Source organism: Pseudomonas sp. FP215 (assembly GCF_030687795.1).
GTDB lineage: Bacteria > Pseudomonadota > Gammaproteobacteria > Pseudomonadales > Pseudomonadaceae > Aquipseudomonas > Aquipseudomonas salmasensis.
Genome location: NZ_CP117447.1, coordinates 571774 through 591944, shown reverse-complemented (window position 1 = coordinate 591944; position 20171 = coordinate 571774). Strand labels below are relative to the sequence as shown.

At 61.4% G+C, this 20171-nt stretch carries 16 protein-coding genes; 6 read left to right on the top strand and 10 right to left on the bottom strand.

What is annotated here, in order from left to right; all coding sequences use genetic code 11:
• Positions 1–20: 20 nt before the first annotated feature.
• Positions 21–911 (bottom strand): LysR family transcriptional regulator, encoded by an 891-nt coding sequence (locus tag PSH76_RS02530; protein ID WP_032893879.1) that lies wholly within the window; start codon positions 909–911, stop codon positions 21–23.
• A gap of 201 nt (positions 912–1112) precedes the next feature.
• Between PSH76_RS02530 and PSH76_RS02525 the strand changes: the two genes are divergently transcribed.
• Genes PSH76_RS02525 through PSH76_RS02510 form a run of 4 tightly spaced genes read left to right on the top strand, consistent with a single transcriptional unit; the run spans position 1113 to position 4489 of the window.
• Positions 1113–1448: a multidrug efflux SMR transporter gene (locus PSH76_RS02525; RefSeq protein WP_003188013.1), complete on the top strand. Its 336-nt coding sequence runs from the start codon at positions 1113–1115 to the stop codon at positions 1446–1448.
• A gap of 55 nt (positions 1449–1503) precedes the next feature.
• Positions 1504–2679: an FAD-binding oxidoreductase gene (locus tag PSH76_RS02520; RefSeq protein WP_305493549.1), complete on the top strand. Its 1176-nt coding sequence runs from the start codon at positions 1504–1506 to the stop codon at positions 2677–2679.
• Entirely contained in the window at positions 2676–3488 is an 813-nt protein-coding gene (locus PSH76_RS02515) for an aldo/keto reductase (protein WP_032893881.1), read from the top strand. The genes PSH76_RS02520 and PSH76_RS02515 overlap by 4 nt, the downstream gene beginning before the upstream one ends.
• A 41-nt stretch (positions 3489–3529) precedes the next feature.
• Positions 3530–4489: a hypothetical protein gene (locus tag PSH76_RS02510; protein WP_003188010.1), complete on the top strand. Its 960-nt coding sequence runs from the start codon at positions 3530–3532 to the stop codon at positions 4487–4489.
• 27 nt (positions 4490–4516) lie between these two features.
• On the opposite strand, the gene hldE is transcribed toward PSH76_RS02510, so the two are convergent.
• Entirely contained in the window at positions 4517–5941 is a 1425-nt protein-coding gene (hldE, locus tag PSH76_RS02505; RefSeq protein ID WP_038448616.1) for a bifunctional D-glycero-beta-D-manno-heptose-7-phosphate kinase/D-glycero-beta-D-manno-heptose 1-phosphate adenylyltransferase HldE, read from the bottom strand.
• Between the two features lie 960 nt (positions 5942–6901).
• Positions 6902–8707 (bottom strand): lipid A export permease/ATP-binding protein MsbA, encoded by a 1806-nt coding sequence (gene msbA / locus PSH76_RS02500; protein WP_098949742.1) that lies wholly within the window; start codon positions 8705–8707, stop codon positions 6902–6904.
• Positions 8708–8865: 158 nt separating this feature from the next.
• Between msbA and PSH76_RS02495 the strand changes: the two genes are divergently transcribed.
• Positions 8866–10707 (top strand): O-antigen ligase family protein, encoded by a 1842-nt coding sequence (locus tag PSH76_RS02495; protein WP_305493548.1) that lies wholly within the window; start codon positions 8866–8868, stop codon positions 10705–10707.
• 124 nt (positions 10708–10831) lie between these two features.
• Here the strand turns inward: PSH76_RS02495 and PSH76_RS02490 are convergent, their stop codons facing one another.
• The 7 genes from PSH76_RS02490 to PSH76_RS02460 all read right to left on the bottom strand — a co-directional run bounded on the left by PSH76_RS02490 (position 10832) and on the right by PSH76_RS02460 (position 17883).
• Positions 10832–11713, bottom strand: coding sequence for a glycosyltransferase (locus PSH76_RS02490; protein ID WP_305493547.1), 882 nt, complete (start codon positions 11711–11713; stop codon positions 10832–10834).
• The gene (locus tag PSH76_RS02485; RefSeq protein WP_305493546.1) at positions 11710–12858 is read right to left on the bottom strand and encodes a glycosyltransferase family 4 protein; all 1149 of its coding nucleotides are present in this window, start codon (positions 12856–12858) and stop codon (positions 11710–11712) included. The genes PSH76_RS02490 and PSH76_RS02485 overlap by 4 nt, the downstream gene beginning before the upstream one ends.
• 85 nt (positions 12859–12943) lie before the next feature.
• Positions 12944–14350, bottom strand: a complete 1407-nt coding sequence (locus PSH76_RS02480) for a PIG-L family deacetylase (RefSeq protein ID WP_305493545.1) — start codon at positions 14348–14350, stop codon at positions 12944–12946.
• The gene (locus PSH76_RS02475) at positions 14347–15243 is read right to left on the bottom strand and encodes a GNAT family N-acetyltransferase (protein WP_305493544.1); all 897 of its coding nucleotides are present in this window, start codon (positions 15241–15243) and stop codon (positions 14347–14349) included. Before PSH76_RS02475 ends, PSH76_RS02480 begins: the two co-directional genes overlap by 4 nt.
• Complete coding sequence (locus tag PSH76_RS02470) at positions 15244–17001, bottom strand: carbamoyltransferase (RefSeq protein ID WP_014716634.1); 1758 nt, start codon at positions 16999–17001, stop codon at positions 15244–15246.
• Between the two features lie 142 nt (positions 17002–17143).
• A complete protein-coding gene (locus PSH76_RS02465) occupies positions 17144–17500 on the bottom strand; it encodes a YceK/YidQ family lipoprotein (RefSeq protein WP_032893888.1) in 357 nt (118 codons plus the stop codon).
• Positions 17501–17556: 56 nt separating this feature from the next.
• Positions 17557–17883 carry a YceK/YidQ family lipoprotein gene (locus tag PSH76_RS02460; RefSeq protein WP_084570981.1) on the bottom strand — a complete coding sequence of 109 codons (327 nt, stop codon included), beginning with the start codon at positions 17881–17883 and terminating at the stop codon, positions 17557–17559.
• Positions 17884–18072: 189 nt separating this feature from the next.
• On the opposite strand from PSH76_RS02460, the gene PSH76_RS02455 reads away from it, so the two are divergent.
• On the top strand, positions 18073–20160 hold the full coding sequence (locus PSH76_RS02455) for a TonB-dependent receptor (protein WP_032893890.1): 2088 nt from the start codon (positions 18073–18075) through the stop codon (positions 20158–20160).
• The last annotated feature ends 11 nt before the right edge of the window (positions 20161–20171 follow it).

Below are 20171 nucleotides of genomic sequence, written 5' to 3'. Positions count from 1 at the left end.
GGCGGAGTTTATCGGCTTTTTCAGTCGATCGCCTGCAAGCACTCGGCAAAACGTTTAGCCAAAAAGCGCGCGGCGGGCCCCAGGTGCTCGTCGCGGCGCCACACCAGTTCCACCACCAGGGCGGGCGGGGTCCATTCGCTGGCCAATTCGACCATCTGTTGCTGGTAGGTCGGATATTGCACGATGTGCCGCGGTAGCCAGGCCCAGCCCAGGCCACTCATCAGCCATTCGGCCAATACGTAGAAGCTGTCGGCGCGCCACACGAGAGGGCTGGCCGCCTCGCTGCCGGGGTAGACGCTGGTCTGGGTCGACATCAGCAACTGCCGAAACTGGGCCAGGTGCTGGCACGTCACGTACTGCTCCTTGGCCAACGGGTGATTCACTCCGCACACCGTGACCATTTCCACACTGCCCACCACTCGACGCTCCAAGGCTTCGGGAATCTGGTCGTGATAGAACAACAGCCCCAGGTCCGCCTTGCGCTCCACCAACTTGCGCGCCACATCGCCCTGGGCCGCGCTGGACAACTGCACCTCCAGCAACGGGTAGTGCACAGCCAGCGCCTCCAGGCTGTCGAGTACTGGCTGGAACAGCATCGCCTCATCCTGGGCCAGGCGCAGGCAGGCTTCCTCGCCGCGGGTCAACGACAAGGCCCGCCCCGTCAGGCGTTCGCACTGGCGCAGTACCTCACGCGCTTCCTCCAGCAACACACTGCCGGCTTCGGTCAGGCGCGGTTGCCGGCCGCTGCTACGCTCGAACAGGACAACGCCCAAGTCCGCCTCCAGCAAGGCAATGCCATTGCTGACCGCCGATTGCGCCTTGCGCTGCCCACGGGCCACGGCAGAAAACGAACGCTGCTCGGCGACGCTGACAAACAGGCGCATCTGCTCCAGATCCCATTGCACGCTCATGGCTCAACCTATCTCTATTTCCGATAGGTAATGACTTTACCCCATCTGGCAGACGTCTAAAATGCCGACCACTGTAGGAGCGAGCTTGCTCGCGAAAAACTCACAGGCGCCGCGTGCATTCAGAAAGCGCGGGTTATCGTTGACGTTTTTCGCGAGCAAGCTCGCTCCTACAGTTCATGAAATCACACCGAGGATTGCCCTATGAATGCCGCCTACTACTACTTGGCCATCGCCATCTGCTCGGAAGTGATCGCCACCGTTTCCATGAAAGCCATCAAAGGCTGGAGCACCCCTATTCCGTTGTTGCTGGTGATCGTCGGTTACGGCGTGGCGTTCTGGATGCTGACCCTGGTGGTGCGTACCGTGCCGGTCGGCGTGGCGTACGCGGTATGGGCCGGGATGGGTATCGTGATGGTCAGCATCGCGGCACTGTTCATCTATGGGCAGAAGCTGGATGTGCCGGCGATGCTGGGGATGGGCCTGATTGTGCTGGGCGTGGTGGTGATTCAGTTGTTCTCGAAAACCGCCGGGCACTGACCGCCACTCAACAGCCTGTATACTGCGCCTCTTGTCTTGAACACTGAGGTCGCCGATGCCATCCGTTATTTCCACCGACGTTCTGATTGTCGGCGCCGGGGTTGCCGGCCTCTGGCTCAATGCGCGCCTGCGCGGCCAGGGGTTTTCCACGGTACTGGTGGAAAACGCCACCCTGGGCGGCGGGCAAAGCCTGAAGTCCCAGGGGATCATTCACGGCGGTGCGAAATACGCCCTGCACGGCGCCCTCACCGGCGCCTCCGAAGCCATTGCCGATATGCCGCGCCGCTGGCGTGAAGCCCTGGCCGGCAACGGCGAGCTGGACCTGTCCGGCGTGCGCGTGCTGTCCCAGGCGCACTACTTGTGGTCGCCCGGCACGATTGCCGGCAACCTCACCAGTTTTTTCGCCAGCAAGGCCGTGCGTGGCCGCGTCGATCAGGTCAAGGGCGACGAACTGCCCCTGGCGCTGCAGAACCCTCGCTTCAAAGGCAAGGTCTACCGCCTGGCCGAGCTGGTGGTAGACGTGCCCAGCCTGATCAACCGCCTGGCGCAATTGGCCGGTGACGGTCTGCTCGCAGGTGTGCACATCGAACCGCTGCTGGAAGGTCACACCCTGGTGGGCTTGAAGGTCGATGGCCGTGAGATCCGCGCCCAGCGCATCGTCCTGAGCGCTGGCGGCGGCACGGCGGACTTGCTCGCGGCCCTGGGCCTGAGCCAACCGGCCATGCAAAAACGCCCGCTGCACATGATCATCGCCAAGGGCCCCGGCCTCAAGCCGCTGTACGCCCATTGCCTGGGGGGTGGCACCAAGCCACGGATCACCGTCACCACCCACCCGGCCGCCGATGGCAACTGGGTGTGGTACATGGGCGGCGATATCGCCGAGGCTGACGGCGTGGCGCGCACGCCTGAAGAACAGATCGCCACCGCGCAGAAAGAGCTGGCGCAACTGCTGCCCTGGATCGACATGAGCCAGACCCAGTGGGCCACCCTGCGGGTGGATCGCGCCGAGCCGCTGCAATCGGGGCTGAGCCGTCCCGATAACGCGTTCCTTGCCGAAGACGGCCGCCTGCTGGTGGGCTGGCCGACCAAACTGGCCCTGGCGCCGGACTTCGCCGACCGCGTACTCCACGCCCTGGAGCGCGACGGCATCCGCCCAAGCGCCAGCGCCCCTCTGCCCGAGCTGCCAAAACCGGCAATCGGCCAACCCGCCTGGGAGCAACTGTTGCCATGAGCCTGCCAACCCTGCACGACCTGCATCGCCCGCTGGGCAGCACCGGCCTGCTGGTGTCGCCCCTGGGCCTGGGCACCGTCAAGTTGGGCCGCGACCAAGGAGTTAAATACCCCAGCGGCTTTCAGATCCCTGGCGACGACGAGGCGCGCATGCTGTTGCGCCAGGCCCGCGAGCTGGGCATCAACCTGATCGACACCGCGCCGGCCTATGGCATGAGCGAAGAGCGCCTGGGGCCACTGCTGCGTGATCAGCGCAAGGACTGGGTGATCGTCAGCAAGGTGGGCGAAGAGTTTGCCAACGGCGTGTCCCATCACGATTTCAGCGCGGCCCACACGCGGATGTCGATTGAACGCAGCCTGAAACGACTTGAAACGGATTTTATCGACCTGGTGCTGGTGCATTCCGATGGCAACGACTTGCATATCCTCAATGATTGCGAGGTTTACCAGACCCTGGAGCAGTTGAAGAAAGACGGCAAGATCCGTGGTTTCGGCTTCTCCGGCAAAACCGTCGAGGGCGGTGTGAAAGCACTGGAACAGGGCGATTGCGCGATGGTCACCTACAACCTCAACGAACAGGCCGAGAAGGCCGTGATCGACTATGCCGCCGCCCACGGCAAGGGCATCCTGGTGAAAAAGGCCCTGGCCAGCGGCCATGTGTGCCTGGAACCGGGAATGGATCCAATTCAGGCCAGTTTCACCTTGTTGTTTGCGCAAACGGGCGTCGCCAGTGCTATTGTCGGGACCATTAATCCGCTGCACCTGGCCCATAACGTAGCAACTGCTGCCCGGGTCATTCGTCAACTCTGATGCCGCCCACGCGGCCGACCCCGTCGCAAGAAGGAGCCGACATGCCGCGAACGCTCATAAGAAAGAACCCCAGCAACTTCAAGACACTGCCGCTGCACGTCGAAGCCACCCCCGAAGGCCTGAGCTACCAGAGCGTCGGCATGCCGCTCAACTTCGCCCAGACCCTGCAACGGCGCAAGCCGGTCGAGGTACCAGATGCCGAACGCTTCGCCCTGGAACTGGCGAACCTCGGCGTCTCGGTACGCTTGACCCTGCACTGGCAAAACAAGGACTACTGGGTGCTGGTGCGCCAACGCCGCCAGGACCGTGGCGACGTTGTGCTCAAGCTGATCTCCGGCTACGTCCCGGCCCATGAACTGAACCTGCCGTTGCACACCGCCATCCAGGAAATCGCCGAGGAGTGCCTGCTCGAAACCCCCGAAGGCTGGCTGGGCGGGCGCTTCAACGACACCTGGCTGCCGGCGCCCTACTCCGCTGCCCTGCATTACCGCGAGGCCCTGCCGTTTCGCCTCAGCCCTTTGTCCGGCGCCGCGCGCCCGGTGCGCTGCGCCACCATGCAACTGATCGAGCGCCCACGGGCCTACGTGCACCTGCCGACCGCCTCGCTGCAATTGATTTATGACCTGCGCCTGGAAGTGCCGAAGGAAGCCAAGTCCCTCAGCTTGTTTCATGTGGATGAGCGCTTGGAGGGTGACCAACTGGTGGCGCGCCTGGATCGTCAGCGCCCGGACCTGTACTTGATGCCGCTCAAAGACGGCGAGCCACTGGCAGAGTTGTATACCGTCAAGAAGGATCAGCTGTACCCGGCCAGCACACGCGGCTTGTACCTGGCGGAAAGCTTTGCCCAGCAAGAGGGCTGGCTGGTGCGCGATGAGCGGATTCGCTGGAAGGATTGGCTCAGGCAGCAGGGCCTGGCAGAGCCGGAAAAAGACTCCAAGCTCAAGCGCTTGACCGGCAAGGCACGGCAGATGCTGCGCAAGATCGTGCCGAAGAAGAGCTAGGGGCGAGCAGGCTCGCCCCACGGGGTATCACTCGTTGTTGCGGATCTTCTCGACAATCGCCGTGGTCGAGCTGTTTTCAACCAGCCCCAGCACTTTGACCGTGCCGCCGTAGGCGCTGACGATGTCCGCACCCACCACCTGGTCGACGCTGTAGTCACCGCCCTTGACCAGCACGTCGGGCTTGACCTGGGCCAGCAGGTTTTCCGGGGTGCCTTCAGAGAAGCTGATCACCCAGTCCACCGCGCCCAGACCTGCGAGTACCGCCATGCGCCGGTCAACACTGTTGATCGGGCGGCCCGGGCCTTTCAAGCGGCTGACCGACGCGTCATCGTTGACCGCAACGATCAGGCGGTCACCTTGGGCGCTGGCCTGTTCCAGGTACGTCACATGCCCGGCGTGCAGGATGTCAAAGCAGCCGTTGGTGAACACAATGCTTTCGTTGTGAGCCCGGGCATCGTCAATCGCCAGCAGCAATTGCTCCAGGCCCAGCACACCGCGCTCCGAGCCTTCGGAACGCTGGATGGCGCGGCGCAACTCAGGAGCGCTGATGGCAGCGGTACCCAGCTTGCCGACCACAATGCCGGCCGCCAGGTTGGCCAGGGCCACGGCGTGGGGCAGTTCTTCACCGGCGGCAATGGAGGCTGCCAGGGTGGAGATCACCGTGTCACCGGCACCGGTCACGTCGAACACTTCACGGGCACGCGCCGGCAGGTGCATGGCCGGGTGGCCCGGACGCAACAGGGTCATGCCGTGCTCGCCACGGGTCACCAGCAAGGCGCCCAGGTCGAGATCGGCCATCAATGCTGCGCCCTTGCTCACCAGCTCGTGCTCATCGGCACACCCGCCGACGATGGTCTCGAACTCACTGAGGTTTGGCGTGAGCAGGCTGGCGCCTCGGTAAACCGAGAAGTCCTTGCCCTTGGGATCGGCCAGCACCGGAATGTTGCGAGCCTTGGCGGCCTGGATCAACACCTGGTGATTCTGCAAGGCGCCTTTGCCGTAGTCGGACAACACCAGCACCTTGATACCTTCGAGCAGTGCCTCGACCTGGTCGCCGAGGGCCAGGGCGTCGGTGGCGAAGGGTTCTTCAAAATCGATACGCAGCAACTGCTGGTGACGGCTCATGACCCGCAGCTTGACGATGGTCGGCTGATGGGCAATGCGCTGGAACAACGCACGCACGCCAGCGCCCTGCAGGCTGTTGGCCAGACTTTCGGCCGCTTCGTCGTCACCGGTCACCCCCACCAGGGAAGCCGGGGCGCCGAGCGCGGCAATATTGAGCGCGACGTTGGCAGCGCCACCTGGGCGGTCTTCGATTTGCTCGACCTTAACGACCGGCACCGGAGCCTCAGGGGAAATCCGTGAGGTACCACCATGCCAGTAACGGTCGAGCATGACATCGCCGACCACCAAGACAGCGGCTTGATTGAATCGCGGCATGGACAACTTCATGGAGCAACCCACATACAAAATGAACAGGGGCGCGATATTAGCACAGGGTTTGCGATGGCTTGCGACTGGCGCGACGCGGAATCCACACAGGCCAAATATGGAAGGGGCTTGCGAAACTGATCTGTGGCGAGGGCGCTTGCTCCCGTGACGGCCTTCCAGCCGAAGCCTATCTACCTGAAGCACCGAGCTCAAAATGTGGGAGCCGGCTTGCCTGCGATAGCGGCCGATCAGCTTGCACTTCTACTGCTGATCCATCGCTATCGCAGGCAAGCCAGCTCCCACAGTTGTCCGCGCCCGGCCACACACTCCACGATGCGAAGCGAGCCGCTCTTGATCTTGATCTGCTTTTGATCTTAGGCGCCCCGTTAAACCACGCTGGCCGGAATTCGACAGGGATTTGGGGGGTAAACCGGCAGGGATGCCGGTTTAGCCGCCCCGCGCCATGGATGGCGCGTGGCGGCGGCCCCCCAAATCACTGGCGGATTACGGGCACACCGAGCCTAGGCGAGGTGCCGAGTGGTGGGGCAAGAGCCCTTTTGGTTACTTTTGGGGCTCTTTTCCAAAAGTGACCCGCTGTCAGAGCGGAACCCTAAGCGGCCGTTACCGCAGGAATGGATATGTACACCATCCAACTGTGTTGCCTGCCAGGCCGCCTTCGCGAGCAAGCCCGCTCCCACAGTTGGATCGCGGGGTGGCAGGTAGAGAAGTGTCGGCTGTCAGGCCGCTATCGCAGGCAAGCCAGCTCCCACAGTTGGATCGCGGGGTATCAGGTAGAGAAGTGTCGTCTGGGAGGCCGCCATCGCAGGCAAGCCAGCTCCCACAGTTGGATTGTGGGGTGTCAGGTAGATATGGGGCGGCTGGCAGGCCGTCATCGCAGGCAAGCCAGCTCCCACATTTGGATCGTGGGGTGTCAGGTAGAAAGCCCCCTCCCCCACAGCAGCATTGTGTACACCTGTTGGATCAGGTGATATCGGCCTGCACCGGCGCATCCAGGCCCATGGCATGCAGGCGAGCGTAGTAACCGTTCTGCGCCAACAACTCGCCATGGGTGCCACGCTCAACAATCCGCCCGTCGTCCATCACCAAGATCAGGTCCGCCTTCTCGATGGTGGACAAACGGTGCGCGATCACTAGGGTCGTGCGACCTTGCATGACCTTATCGAGTGCCGCCTGGATATGCCGCTCGGACTCGGTATCGAGAGCCGAGGTGGCCTCATCGAGGATCAGCAACGGCGCATTCTTGAGCAATGCACGGGCAATCGCCAAGCGCTGACGCTGGCCGCCGGACAACAACACACCGTTCTCGCCCACCTGAGTATCAAAGCCCTTGGGCAACTGATCGATGAAGTCCTTGGCATTGGCATCCGCCGCCGCCGCCTCAACGTCGGCACGCGGCGCACCGGCCAGGTCGCCGTAGGCGATGTTGTTGGTCACGGTATCGCTGAACAGAGTGACATGCTGGGTAACCTGAGCAATGTGCTTGCGCAGGTTGAGCAGCTTGTAGTCTTCGATCTCGATGCCATCGAGCAGGATTTCACCGCTTTCATGGTGGTAAAAGCGCGGGATCAGGCTGGCCAGGGTCGACTTGCCACTGCCCGAACGCCCCACCAGCGCAATCATCTGCCCAGGCTCGGCGGTAAAGCTGATGTCCTTGAGCACATGGCGTTCGGTGCCAGGGTAGGTGAAGTTCAGGTGACGCACTTCCAGGCGACCGCTGACCTTTTCGCGTTCGAGAGTGCCATGGTCGACCTCAACGTCTTCGTCCAGCTGTTCGAAGATGCTTTCGGCGCCCGCCACACCTTTCTGGATGGTCGAGCTGACCTCCGAGAGCTGGCGGATCGGCTTGGGCAACAAGCCCGCCAGGGTGATGTAGGCCACCATGTCACCCGCCGAGGCGTCGCCACGCAGGTACAGCACCAGGAACATCAGTACGGCCATGGCGGAGTAGATCACCAATTGCAGCGCCGGGGTGTAGATCGCCCCGGTGCGGGTCATGCGCAGTTGCTTGTTGGTGTTGCTCTGGCTGGCCTTGAAGAAGCGCTTCTGTTCATAGACTTCGCCGCCGAAGCTGCGCACCACGCGGTAGCCCTGGATGGTCTCCGAGGCCACGTGGGTCACGTCGCCCATGGCCACCTGGATCTTCTTGCTCTGCTTGCGAAATTTCTTGCTGGCGGTACTGACCATCACGGCAATCAACGGCAGGATCGCGATCATCACCAACGTGAGGCGCCAGTTCATGAACAGCAAGGAGGCGAACAGGAAAATCACCGTCATGCCTTCGCGAATCACCACCTTGATGGCATCGGTCGCGGCACCCGTGACCATGGTCACGTTGAAGGTGATGCGGGAAATCAGATGCCCGGAGTTGTGGTTATCGAAGTAGCGGTTGGGCAGCGTCAGCAGGTTGTTGAACAGCTGCACCCGCAAATCGTGGACCAGCCCCAGGGAGACCTTGGCCAACAGGTAGTTGCCCAGGAACGAGCCCAGGCCTTGCCAGGCCGCGATCAGGATGATCAGCAACGGCACCGCCTGCAGCAATTGCAGGTCGCGCAAAAAGGGCACGGTCGGGAACAGCACAGCTTCCGGATTGGAGAGACCATCGACAAAGTACTTGAGGATGTAACCCAGCATCGGTTGGGTCGACGCGAAAATCAGAAATCCAAGGATACTCAACGCGAACAAGCCCATATAGGGCTTAACGTAACTGAGCAGGCGGAAGTATATTTTCAAGCTCGAAGGGCTTGCGCTCGGACTGGAGTCGGTCATATCACGCGGCGTTTTGAAAAAGGAGGCTGACTTTAGCACAGCTTCTCTGTTGTACTTGCACCCGGCGTAAGCCGCGGCCCGGTTGGATCCTACCGGCGACATTACTTAGCCACTAGCTTAAGATGGTCGGCTTTCTCTTTCTGGAATGGCTTTACTGTATGCACTCCAAGCGCCTTACCTATGGCTCAAATCGCGTTTTCGACTTCCTGGTCCTATGGATTTTGCCTGTTGGCTTGTTGCTGCTCCTGAGTGCACTGTTCTTTGTCGGCAATCGCAATGTACTGCACCGCATTGTCTACATCCTGTTCAGCGTACCGACCTTGTTTCTGTTGTGCATGCGCCCCCGGGAGTTCAAGGACCTGCTGCGCGAGCCCCTGGCGATCGCATTTCTGGCGTTCTCCGCCTGGGCGTTGACCAGCCTGCTCTGGAGCCCTGAACCCAGTTCCGATACCGACCTGTTCAAGCGACCGCTGAATACCTTCATGCTGTTTGGTGGCTGCGGTCTGCTGCTGCATTACCGTAACGAATTGTTCAAGCCAATCTTCTTCAGCGCTGCGGTGATTGCGCTGGTGGTGAGCCTGGGTAATCTGGTGGCGTTCGCCAAGGGCTATTCGCCCGGTTTGCGCATGATCGGCGGCCTGGGCGCGCTTGATAACCCGCTGTTGAGCTCGCATCTTTTTGGGTTCTTCACCGTGTACTGGCTGTACGTCTGCATGACCACCCAACGCATGAAGGTGTTGTGGTTCAGCGTACCGGCCCTGACGATCATGACCATGGCCGTACTGGCGACCGGCTCACGCACGCCACTGGTGGCGCTGACGCTGGCCATACTTTGGATGAGCTTTGTAAGCCGAAATCGTCGTTCGGCATTGCTGATCAGTGGAATGATCCTAGGCGCAGTCGCACTACTCCTGTTTTACCCTGAGTTAATCACCGAGCGAGGCACCTCATTCCGTCTCGAGCTGTGGAGTATTTCACTGCAGCTTATCGCCGAGCATCCCTGGATCGGACATAGCTACGATTCCGAGCTTTACCTGACCCTAGCGGAAGGTTATCAACTGCGCGAGCCCCACAGCTTTGCCCTCGGCGTGCTCTATTACGTCGGCATCATTGGTTTTATCCCCTGGGCCTTCATGCTCGGCTGGGGCCTATACAAAGGTTTGAAGGAGCGCGCCCAGCCGCTGTTCATCCTGGCATCGTCCCTGCTGGCCTATGGCATCGGTGCGGGCCTGACCGAAGGCGGCGGCATCCTGTCACGGCCCAAGGAGCATTGGTTCCTGCTGTGGATCCCCCTGGCAATTATCACCGGCCTGAGCCTCGCCCAGCGCCATCGCAGCCTGCTGCGCATGCCGGTGCAGAACCTCAAGCCCGCGGCGCTTGAACAGCTGTGCAGCAACGCCCATGTGATTGAAGCCGATGGCCTGGGGCCCAAAGTCCTGCGCCTGGAGGACGGCAGCTTCCTCAAGCTGTTCCGCCCACGCCGCTGGTACACCTCCGGCAGCTTCAACCCGTACTCCGAGCGCTTTGCCAGCAACAGCGAGCAATTGCGCACCCTGGGCATTCCTACGCCGCACATCCTCGGGCTCTACCGCCTGAGCGACGCCAGCAGCGCAGTGCGCTATACGCCGTTGCCCGGCCTGACGTTGCGCCAAGCGCTGCAAAGCCTGGACAGCAGCCTGCGTGAATCACTGGTTGAGCGCTTTGGCCGGTTCATGGCGCAACTGCACGAGCGCGGCGTGTACTTCCGTTCGCTGCACCTGGGTAACGTGTTGTTGATGGACGATGGTGAATTCGCCCTGATCGACGTGGCTGACCTGCGCATCTACCCGTCTTCGCTGCGTCACGCCCTGCGCCAACGTAACCTGCGCCACATGCAGCGTTATCCCCAGGACCGCAACTGGCTGTTCGAAACGCATTTCGAACAACTGGTCAAAGGCTACGCCTCGGTGGCAAGCCCAGCCGCCACTGCGAAAATCCGCGAGCAGGTCCAGAGCCTGTAAACACCCTCTGTAGGAGCGAGCTTGCTCGCGAAAAACTCACCGGCACCGCGTTTATTCAGGAAGCACGCGTTATCGTTGAGGTTCTTCGCGAGCAAGCTCGCTCCTACAGAGGGGCGGCGTCAGTTCAGTTTTTGAGCGGTGCCAGATACAACCGCACCAGCCCACGCAAGGTCTTGCGCCCCCAGAACTTCAACGGGATCTGCTTGAGAATCTCCCGCGCCAACGGGCGGTCGCGGTCAGCGGTCTTGAGGAACATCGAGTTCAGGAAGTTGTAGCGAACCGCGTCATAGGCCGGGTGCTCGCTGAACTTGGCATAGGTCTTGAGGATGTTCTGGATCATGTAGCGGTGGTTCTTGTACGTGTTGCTGGCGTGCTGGCGATACTTGGCCATCACCACGTCAAGGGCGTCGATAGTGTAGCCCGCCGCGGTAATCTTCAGTTGGATCAGCAGGTCTTCCAGAGGAATCTGCGGATCGAAACCACCGACCTCCTCCAGCACTTCCCGACGAATCAGCATGGTCGGCGCCGGCGGGAACGGCTTGCGGTCCAGGAACAGGTCGTCGAAGTCCAGACGGCGAAACGGCACGTCGCGACGCTGTTTCTTCTCCGGGTGCAGGTTGCCGTCCCCGTCGATCAGCTCGATATTGCCGGCACACATGCCCACCTTCGGCTTGCCGTCCATATACGCTACCTGAGTGGCGAGACGGTCCGGCAACATGATGTCATCCGAGCCGAACGGTGCGATCAGGCTGCCCTTGGCGCGAGCAATCGCACCGTTCAAGGTGGCGCTGAGCCCTTGGTTCTGCTGCACCTGGAAATCAAAGCCGTGCTCGGCCTGCAAGCGCCGGATGCGTTCGACGCTGTCATCCTTGGAGCCGTCGTCGACCACCAACAGCTCGATATTGGGGTAGGTCTGCCCCAGCACGCTAAGAATGCTTTGCTCGATGTACTGGCCATGGTTGTAGGAGGCGATGATCACCGAGACCAGGGGTTGTGGCTGATTCATGCTCTACCTACTTCACGCAAACCGGTTTCAATCAGGGTCAGGTACTTGTGCTTGAACTCGTCGAGGGTGTGGTTGGCCTCCAGATAGCGGAACACCTCTTCACCCTTGGCACGTAATTGTTCATCGCTCAGCGCCAGGTAAGTGTCCAGGGCTGCAGCCAGTTGTTCGACGTTGCCCGGGTCGTGGGACAAGCCGCCCGCGCCCTGCACCAGCGGCAGCATCGCCGGGCCGTTGGAGGCAATCACCGGCAGATGGCCGCTCATGCCTTCCAGCAGGGCCAGGCCCAGGCCTTCGAACAGCGATGGCATGGTCCAGATATCGAAGCCGCGCACGTACTTCATGCCGTCTTCGCGAAAACCCAGCAAGTGCGCACGGCCGGTCAGGCCCAGGCGCTCGATGTCGGCACGCAGGTCGGCTTCGGCACGGCCGGAACCAATGATGCCCACCTGCGCCTCAGGGTATTTGTCCTTGAGCGTGGCGAAGGCTTGCAGCAGATGGGTATGGCCTTTGATCGGCACAAGGCGCCCCAGTGCGCCGATCATCCGTGCATCCATGGGCAGGCCCAGGGCCTTGCGCGCATCCTCGCGGGACAGTTGCAAAGCCTCTGCCTGGGGAATATCGATCGCGTTGGTGACGTAGGTAGTGTTCTCACGGGTGAAGCCGCAATTGAGATCTACCAGGTAGTCCTTGACCGCTTCGGACACACCGACAAAGCGCCACGCCGGGCTGACCCAGCGCTGGGTCTGACGCCGACGGTAACCACGGGCGTACTCGCCAAAGCCGTGGGAGATGCCGATGCACAGCGAGATCTTCAACCAGCGGTTGAGCGACAGCATCATGTTCACCGACTTGAAGCGGTTACAGATGACCACGTCGAACTTCTGCTCGCGGCAGTACTTGTAGATCTGCCACATGGCGCCAAAGCGAATCCCCTTGAGGGACTTCTCCGGCAGCTCGAAATAATGCGAGTGTTCGGCCACGCTCAGGGGCTGACCGGGCAGCGGGCGCCCGCTGAGAAATCCGGAGGTCACCTCAAAGCGCTCAGCCGGCAGGGATTTGACGATTTGCTCACCCAAGTCCGCGAAGTCATGGGTCTTGACGTTGTAGTCCGGCTGTAACTGCAAAACCTTGAAACGAGGCTTCATAACTCTCCATGCAGCGATCTGGCTACGGGCACGCAGCCCGGTAAAAAGGGCGACAGGCGCATACCGGCCTGCCTTCAATCGGCTCTCAGTCCTGCTTCAGGACCCACAACAGCTCGTGACGGCGCACGGCCTTGCGAAAGAATTCGTTCTCGCCATAGGGCGACGGCCTACGGCCCGCCAGCAGTTGCTGCAACCACCTACGCACTCGACGCTTGAACGGCGCTGGCGGCTGCAGGTCGTGCATCATGCCCAGGGCCATGGCCTTGTCCTGCTGCTGGCTCAAGGCGAGGGCGAAACTGCACGGCACCAGCGCCACAGCGCTATCGAAACGCGGCGGCAACGCCACGCCAGCGCCGGAATCGCCCATGGGCCAACGGTCGTTATCATGCAGGTGATTGGCGTAGCCGAGCAATGTGTCGGGCTGCCACTCCAGCCCCTGCAAGGCTTCCAGCACTGCCGCGTGGGCGCAGATATGGTCGGCGTGGGGATCCAGCAACGGCGTGGGCAACACGATCACCTGGGGCCGCGCCTTGAGCAGCAGCGCCCGCAGGTCGGCGATCAGGTTGTGCCAGGTCGGCGCGCCATCAGCATCGCCAGGCAGGGCAAAACCATTGAACTGGCGAAACAGCCGCGTATCGGCCAAATCCGCTTCGCGGGAGGCTTGCGGCTGATCCGGCGCGGCTTGCATGGCTTGCAACTGCATGCAGAAGTAGCCCAACTGCACGCATTGCGCCTCGGGTACGCCCGCCCAGCGCGGCACGGCGACGCTGTCCCAGGCGCGCAAACGGCCCTTGAGGCGTGCAGCTTCAGCCTTGGGCAGGCCCATATGCTGATAATGCTCGGCCTCGATTTCACCGGCCGTCAGCGTGACGATCCAACTTTCAGTCGCCTGGCTGTAAAGGCTGAACGCAGCCAGTTCGGCATCGTCGGCATGGGGCGCGATCACCATCACACGTTGCTGGCGATAGTCCGGCTGGCGAAAGCGCCACAGCGTCGGCTGGCCCTTGATCCGGCAAAAACGCCCGCGCAAGTTGAGGTTGCCCGCCACCAAGGCTTCGGCGGTGCCGGTCAGGTTCAGATAACGCCGCCCGGCGACGCCGCGCTCGAAGGCTTGCCGGTCCGGAGTTTCCAGGCCCAACAGATCTACTGCGGGGTCGAAGAAACGCCCCAGCCAGGTACTTTTCAACTCAACGCCGACGATCAGGGTTTCATCCGCCGCCAACGGCGCATCCAGCAGCAGCCGGCCCGCCTCCAGGCGCAAGCCGGGCTGTTCGCTGCCGGCCGGGAACGCGTACTCATAGCTGTCTTTGGGCGAGTAAAACAGGTGATCGGCAAACCAGGCCTCATGGGCGGCCCACAGCAGCACCGCAAGGATCAGCGGCAACCACCAGGTTGCCAGTACGCCGGTCGCGACCAGCACCAGCACGCCGATCAACAGCGCAATACGCTTGTTACGCCGATGACGCTTGAGCAGTTGCTGTTTACGGCTCATACACTGAACACCGGCACCGGGTTGCACCAGCGCTCTTTGTATTCGCGGTCGGAACGCCCGAAGGAGAAGCGCAGCGACTTGTTCGCCGCCCGCGCCTGTTCCCAGGCACTTTGGGTATTGAGAAAACTCAGCACGCTGCCAGGGCTGAACGCACGGGTTTCAGGGTCTACGCCGCCGTTGACATACTCGGCGCTGAACCACTCATTGGACTGCACCTGATACACCAATTGCACTGCAATCGGCGCGTCGTTCAGAAACAGCACCGAGCCGAACAAAAACTCCTTGAGCAGCTCCAGCACCTCGGCCAGGCGCGCCGCGCCCGCCGCCGGGAAGCCCCAACGGCGCTGGAACAGATCGCAATAAATCGCCGCCAGTTCTACGCTCGAGAACTCACTGACCGCCCGTACCACGCCGCCCGCCTCTTCCAACAGGCGCAGTTCACGCCGCTGGTTGTAGCGAAACTTCTTCGACAGGTCTTCGGGCGTGCGCGCCATGGCCAACTGCTCGGCCTGGGGCTTGAGGGTGCTGATGCGCCCTTCATTGAGTGCCGAGAGGTAGCGCGCACGATGCCGCAACGGCACCTGCGCATCGGCAGCAATCGGCAGGATGATCTCGGCGTTGCCCAAGTCAAACAGGCCTTTCTTGCCGCTGCGCTTGAGTACGTCCTTGGACAGCGCCAGGTCGCGCCCCCAGGTGGCTATCGCCCCCTTGAGTTCACCACCTTGCTCCCAGCCCAGGTAACGCACGGGTATCTGCGCCAGGCCGGCCAGGCGTTCGATCACCTGGGGATGGGTCGCCACGCTGCCGCCGTAACGCTGCCAGGCCTGGGCGTAAACCTCGGCCTCGACAGGCGCCCAGCCACGTTCACGCCAGCCCTGGAAGCGGTTCAGCATTTAAACCACGGCGTCATAAGGGTCTACGCCGTCCTTGACCACGAGGATGTCTTCCATGATCAGGTACTGCAGGTCCGAACCGAAGAACATGTTCAGCGCGTCGGTCGGCGAGCAGATCATCGCTTCGCCACGACGGTTGAGCGAGGTGTTCAGGGACACGCCGTTGCCGGTCAGCACTTCCAGCTCTTTCATCATGTCGTAGTAGCGCGGGTTGTATTCGCGCTTGAGCACCTGGGCCCGGGAAGTACCGTCTTCGTGCACCACTTCCGGTACGCGAGTCTTCCATTCTTCGGCGACTTCAAAGGTGAAGGTCATGAACGGCGCCGGGTGATCGACCTTGATCATCTGCGGGGCCACGGTGTCGAGCATCGACGGGCAGAAAGGCCTCCAGCGCTCGCGGAACTTGATCTGGTGGTTGATGCGATCTGCAACGCCGGTCGCACTTGGGCAACCAATGATCGAACGACCGCCCAACGCACGCGGGCCAAACTCCATGCGGCCCTGGAACCAGGCCACCGGGTTGCCGTCAACCATGATCTTGGCAATGCGCTTAGGCATGTTCTCGATCTTGCGCCAGTTCGGCTTGCTCTCGTGCTTGGCGCACGCGGCAATCACGTCTTCGTTGCTGTAGGACGGGCCGAGGTAAACGTGCTCCATCTTCTCGACCGGTACGCCACGGGCGTGGGACACATAGGCAGCCGCGCCAACAGCGGTACCGGCATCGCCGGAGGCCGGTTGCACGAACAGCTCTTTGACGTCGTCACGGGCAATGATTTTCTGGTTCAGCTTGACGTTCAACGCACAGCCGCCGGCGAAGGCCAGCTTGCCGGTGTCCTTGAGGATGTCGCCCAGGTAATGGTCGATCATCTGCAAGGCCAGTTTTTCGAACAGCGCCTGCATGCTGGCCGCGTAGTGGATGTACGGCTCGTCGGCGATGTCGCCTTCGCGTTTCGGCCCCAGCCACTCGATCAGTTTTGGCGAGAAGTAGAAACCTTTGCCCTTCTCTTTGTAGCGGCGCAGGCCGATGACGTTGGCGTAGTCGGTGTTGATCACCAACTCGCCGTTCTCAAAGGAGGCCAGGCGCGAGAAGTCATATTTGCTGGCATCGCCGTACGGCGCCATGCCCATGACCTTGAACTCACCGTCGAGCATCTCGAAACCGAGGAACTCGGTGATAGCACCGTACAGGCCGCCGAGGGAGTCCGGATCGTAGAATTCTTTGATCTTGTGGATCTTGCCGTTTTCGCCGTAGCCGAAGAAGGTGGTGGCGTACTCGCCCTTGCCGTCAATGCCCAGAATCGCGGTTTTTTCCTGGAAGCCCGAGCAGTGGTAGGCGCTGGAGGCGTGAGCCAGGTGGTGTTCAACCGGTTCGATCTTGATTTTCTTCGGATCGAAGCCCAGTTGCTCCAGGCACCAGACGATCTTGTTGCGATAGCGCTTGTAGCGACGGTTGCCCATCAGGATCGCGTCGAGGGCGCGGTCCGGGGCGTACCAGTAACGCTTGGCGTAGTGCCAGCGCGCCTCGCCGAACAGGCTGATCGGGGCAAACGGGATCGCCACCACGTCAACGTCCGAAGGCTTGATGCCGGCCTGCTCCAGGCAGAACTTCGCCGACTCGTAGGGCATGCGGTTCTTTGCATGTTTGTCGCGTACGAAGCGCTCTTCTTCGGCGGCCGCAATCAGCTTGCCGTCGATATACAGGGCTGCGGAAGGATCATGGCTAAGGGCGCCGGACAGGCCAAGAATCGTCAATGCCACTGGGGTCTAGCCTCTTTTAGTCTGCATGCAGGCGCATCGCGCCTGAAAAAAGTGTGCTTCCCGCGCGGGCGGGAAACAGCTAAAGGGCGGGATTATAGCTTAAAAGCAGTGGGAAGCTGTTAGCGGCAAGCGCCGAGAGGGGCTAGCGGAAGATCTCGATGCTGCCGTCCTTGTTCTGGCGGTAGATCGTATAAGGCAGCATCAGGGTGTCCATGACACCAGAGGCGACAAATTCAATTGCGATGATCGGGAAGGCATTGCCTTGGCGATCCAGCAGGCTTTGGTCCTTCAGGCTTTTGTCCGGTGCAGGCTCGCCATTGAGGGTACAAAAGCCGTAAATCACCCCACTGTAGATACGCGGCACGTTTTCGCAGTGGCTGCGTGACTCCTTGAGGTTCTGGCTGGCCACGGCATCCGGACGAAAGACGGTATTGATCGTTCCGCAGCCGGAGGCCAATAACAAGGTTGAAACCAGCAGGATTTTGAAACCACGACTCACGGACAACTCCTTTCGCCCAGTAGATGAGCTGGGCAGGTGCTTTTATACCCATAGGCTTATGAACGGCCCGGACGCCAATAGATGCTGATATTACCGTCGGCCGATTGTCGATAAATCGTATAGGGCAAAACCACCGTATCGGCAACCGCGGACACCGCAATATCTACGAGCACGAAGGGTATGAGGAACCCGGTGGGGTCCGGGGCCGCGTGCAGCATGCAGAAATCAAAGGCCACGCCGCTGTAAGCGCGGGGAATGGATTGGCAATAGGTTTTTGCGAGCCTGAGCTCACGCGCCGTGTCGCCCTCTTTGCGCATGACGCTATTAACAGTTCCACAGCCGCTTAATAACAGCACAGCGACACTTACACCCAGTGCAGCCATTATTTTTCTTGTCATATCCTAGCCTCGCAAACGATCAGCCACGCTAGCACCGAGAGATTGGCTCATTCACCCGAGAGACGCCGCTGCATTGCGTAGGAAAAATCCGAAATGGTAAAACCTGCCTGACTGTTTAAACTTGCGCACTTTTTGCGCGCCTTCGCTATGCGTGCCCAAGACTCTGGCTGCCTCATGAAAAAAATGCACGCTCGTTTTTCCCTCTTGCTGCCTGGCCTGCTGGCCTTGAGCAGCACCGTGCAGGGCGATGATTCGCCACTGACCCTCGCCCCCACCGTCGTCAGCGGTTCGCGCAGCGCTAGCCCAACGTTCGATTTGCCCTATTCCGTGGACGGCATCAGCCGCGAGCAGATCAGTGACGGCCAGCTGGGCATTAACGCCTCCGAAGCCCTGTCCCGCGTACCCGGCCTGGTGGTGCAGAACCGCCAGAACTATGCGCAGGACCTGCAGATTTCTTCCCGCGGCTTCGGCGCCCGCTCGGCATTTGGCGTGCGCGGCATCAAGCTGATCGCCGACGGCATCCCCGCCAGTACCCCGGATGGCCAGGGCCAGGCCGCCACCTTCAACCTCGACACCGCCGAGCGCATCGAAGTGCTACGCGGTCCGGCGGCGACGCTGTATGGCAGCAACGCCGGCGGCGTGATCCAGATGTTCTCCCGCGACGGCGAAGGCCCGCCGCGTATCGGCGCCGAAACCCTGGTGGGCAGCGACGGGCTGAACAAAAACCACCTGAGCGCCGAGGGCGCGGCGAATGGCGCCGGGTTTGTGCTCGACGCCTCGCGCATGGACACCAACGGCTACCGCGACCACAGCAGCGCGCGCCGCGACCAGACTTTCGCCAAGCTCAATTTCCAGCCGGATGACGACAGTAAGCTGGCCTTGATCTACAGCAGCCTGGAGCAGAACGGCACGCAAGATCCACTGGGGCAGACCTGGGCGGCGTACAAGGCCGACCCGCGTTCGGTAAGCGCCAATGCGCTGAACTACAACACGCGCAAAAGTATCGATCATCAGCAATTGGGGATGAATTACGAGCGGTACTTCGGTGGCGCGACCTTGCAGGTCAATGCCTATACCGGGCGCCGTAGTGTGATTCAGTACCTGTCGATCCCCAAGGGCACGCCCGCCAACGAACGCGGCGGTGGCGTGGTGCAATTTGACCGTAAGTTCTACGGCGGCAGCGTACGCTGGATGCAGCCCATCGAAAGCGCGCCTGGCGAGCTGATGATCATTACCGGCCTGGACTTCGATCAAAGCGAAGACAGCCGCCATGGTTATCAGAACTACAGCGGCAACACCCTCGGCGTGAAAGGCCAACTACGCCGCGACGAAATCGACACGGCTCGCAGCCTCGACCCGTATATCCAAGCCAACTGGGCCCTCGACCGCTGGACCCTGCAAGCCGGCGTGCGCCACAGCACGATGCAGATGGACGTTGACGATCAGTTCCTCAGCAATGGCGACGCCAGCGGCAACAAGACCTACCAGAAGAACACGCCATCGATGAGCGTGATGTATGCGTTCACCCCCGACCTGCATGGCTACATCAGCGCAGGCAAAGGCTTTGAAACCCCGACCCAGGCCGAGCTGGCCTATGCACCGGGCAACGCCGAGGGCTTCAACTTCGGCTTGAAGCCGTCTGAAAGTACGCAATATGAAATGGGTGTGAAAGCGCAACTGAACAATACACGGATCAACGCCGCCGTTTTCCAGATCACCACCGAGGACGAACTGGTGGTGCAGCAATCCATCGGTGGCCGTACCAGCTACCAGAACGCCGGTCGCACATTGCGCCGCGGCTTCGAACTAGGTGTTGAAAGCCAACTGAGCGACCACTGGAGCACCAGCCTCGCCTACACCCGCCTGCACGCCACCTACGACAGCGATTTTGCCAGCGGCGCCAACACCATCGACAAAGGCAACTACCTCCCCGGCGTGCCACAAACCACCCTGTTCGCCGAACTGAACTGGAAACCACGGGACTGGGTCAGCACGGCCATCGAAGGCCTGTACCGCAGCAAGGTCTACGTGGAAGACACCAACCAGCAACACGCCGCACCGGCCTACAGCGTCTTCAACTGGCGCGCACGGTTTGAGCAGAAGGTCGAGCACTGGACCTTTCACCAGACCTTGCGCCTGGATAACCTGCTGGACCGTCAGTACGTAGGGTCGGTAATTGTGGGCGACGGCAATGGCCGCTATTACGAAGCCGCGCCGGGGCGCTCGTGGTATGCGGGGGCTGGGGCGCAGTACCAGTTCTGAATGCAGCGCCT

What these genes read in the sequence shown, in the direction of transcription:
- PSH76_RS02510 (WP_003188010.1), top strand. Translation starts at nt 3,530, where the DNA reads ATGCCGCGAACGCTCATAAGAAAGAACCCCAGCAACTTCAAGACACTG.
- PSH76_RS02455 (WP_032893890.1), top strand. Translation starts at nt 18,073, where the DNA reads ATGAAAAAAATGCACGCTCGTTTTTCCCTCTTGCTGCCTGGCCTGCTG.
- PSH76_RS02490 (WP_305493547.1), bottom strand. Translation starts at nt 11,713, where the DNA reads ATGAATCAGCCACAACCCCTGGTCTCGGTGATCATCGCCTCCTACAAC.
- PSH76_RS02475 (WP_305493544.1), bottom strand. Translation starts at nt 15,243, where the DNA reads ATGCTGAACCGCTTCCAGGGCTGGCGTGAACGTGGCTGGGCGCCTGTC.
- PSH76_RS02495 (WP_305493548.1), top strand. Translation starts at nt 8,866, where the DNA reads ATGCACTCCAAGCGCCTTACCTATGGCTCAAATCGCGTTTTCGACTTC.
- PSH76_RS02515 (WP_032893881.1), top strand. Translation starts at nt 2,676, where the DNA reads ATGAGCCTGCCAACCCTGCACGACCTGCATCGCCCGCTGGGCAGCACC.
- msbA (WP_098949742.1), bottom strand. Translation starts at nt 8,707, where the DNA reads ATGACCGACTCCAGTCCGAGCGCAAGCCCTTCGAGCTTGAAAATATAC.
- PSH76_RS02520 (WP_305493549.1), top strand. Translation starts at nt 1,504, where the DNA reads ATGCCATCCGTTATTTCCACCGACGTTCTGATTGTCGGCGCCGGGGTT.
- hldE (WP_038448616.1), bottom strand. Translation starts at nt 5,941, where the DNA reads ATGAAGTTGTCCATGCCGCGATTCAATCAAGCCGCTGTCTTGGTGGTC.
- PSH76_RS02460 (WP_084570981.1), bottom strand. Translation starts at nt 17,883, where the DNA reads ATGGCTGCACTGGGTGTAAGTGTCGCTGTGCTGTTATTAAGCGGCTGT.
- PSH76_RS02480 (WP_305493545.1), bottom strand. Translation starts at nt 14,350, where the DNA reads ATGAGCCGTAAACAGCAACTGCTCAAGCGTCATCGGCGTAACAAGCGT.
- PSH76_RS02485 (WP_305493546.1), bottom strand. Translation starts at nt 12,858, where the DNA reads ATGAAGCCTCGTTTCAAGGTTTTGCAGTTACAGCCGGACTACAACGTC.
- PSH76_RS02525 (WP_003188013.1), top strand. Translation starts at nt 1,113, where the DNA reads ATGAATGCCGCCTACTACTACTTGGCCATCGCCATCTGCTCGGAAGTG.
- PSH76_RS02530 (WP_032893879.1), bottom strand. Translation starts at nt 911, where the DNA reads ATGAGCGTGCAATGGGATCTGGAGCAGATGCGCCTGTTTGTCAGCGTC.